The following is a 1,241-nucleotide window of genomic DNA, read 5'->3' as shown; positions in this document are numbered from 1 at the left end:
TATAGCTCTTTCCATAAAAGTCCGGATGTGATAGGATAAGGGTAGATGATGATAAGGAGGTTGAATGCCAGCAGCATATAGTTATGATTTAAGAAAAAAAGCAATGGAAGCGCTAGACGAAGGAGAAAGCAGAGAAACAGTGGCAGCAAGATTTAAGATTGGACGAACTACTTTATGGGAGTGGCAGCAAAGAAGAAAAGAAACAGGAGACTTTCAATCAAAAAAACTTGGAAATGGGGGTTACAATCACAAAATTACCGACTGGGATACCTTTGCCAAATTTGCCAGAGAACACGGAGGAAAGACTCTATCGGAAATGGCTAAACTTTGGAACAACGTTAGTATCCAAACGATCTATCGAGCCCTTAAAAAAATTGGATTTACGCGCAAAAAAAGACATATGGATACAAGGAAAGAAACGAAGAAAAACGTGCTGAATTTTTGAAAATTATAGCGACAAAAGAACCTAAAAACTTAGTGTATATAGATGAGTCTGGCATTGATAACACCGAAGACTACCCCTACGGATATTGCCAGAAAGGACAGCGGTTTTATGCCTTAAAATCTGGAAAGAAAACTCAACGAATCAGTATGGTTGCAGCCTTAAGTGGAAGAAAGATAGTTGTTCCGTTAACCTTTGAAGGCCACTGTAATATGGATGTTTTTAATGGATGGTTTGAGCAATTTTTGACACCGATCTTGGAACCTGGACAGACTGTCATTCTTGACAATGCTACTTTTCATAAGTCTGATAAGATTATCGAGCTTGCTAAAGGGGTTGGTGCAGAAATTTTGTATCTGCCGCCTTATTCTCCAGATTTCAACAAAATTGAGCATTATTGGTTTGCTATAAAAAACAGAGCCAGGAAAAACATTCCTCTATTCGAATCCTTTCGTCGTGCTGTTGATTCTGCCTTCCTATGACCTGTTCGGACTATTATGAGAAATGCTATACTACATAAGGCCTAATTTCCGGAAGATCAACTTTTTGGTGAACATAAGGTTTTTCGCATATTACAAGCTCTCCTCCGCATTCGCAAATATTAGGCAACTCTATTTTTACTACTTTATCCGCTTCCATTGTAGCATGAAAATTTCCTTTATGCCCAACCTGATCGCCAACATTCCTTTCGCTTTTTGGCTTGTCCTTTTTTGTTTTGTACAATTCTTTAGAGCTCGGTAGAGATGAATTTTTCGAGTTTAAACCAAGCCTTTCCTTTAATTCAGCGTTCTCTATCTTT

At 38.3% G+C, this 1,241-nt stretch carries 1 protein-coding gene and 1 pseudogene; one reads left to right on the top strand and one right to left on the bottom strand.

Annotated elements, in window-relative coordinates; all coding sequences use genetic code 11:
- Nucleotides 1-64: 64 nt before the first annotated feature.
- A protein-coding gene (locus INQ25_RS01130; protein WP_213862858.1) for an IS630 family transposase occupies nucleotides 65-924 on the top strand; the annotation gives its coding sequence in 2 pieces (ribosomal slippage) (nucleotides 65-389 and nucleotides 389-924; 861 coding nt in all).
- A gap of 28 nt (nucleotides 925-952) precedes the next feature.
- On the opposite strand, the pseudogene INQ25_RS01125 reads toward INQ25_RS01130, so the two are convergent.
- Nucleotides 953-1,241, bottom strand: a pseudogene (locus INQ25_RS01125) (DUF6444 domain-containing protein); the annotation flags it as partial.

Source organism: Wolbachia endosymbiont of Rhagoletis cerasi, from assembly GCF_018454475.1.
Classification (GTDB): domain Bacteria; phylum Pseudomonadota; class Alphaproteobacteria; order Rickettsiales; family Anaplasmataceae; genus Wolbachia; species Wolbachia pipientis.
This window is presented reverse-complemented; position numbering and strand designations above follow the sequence as displayed.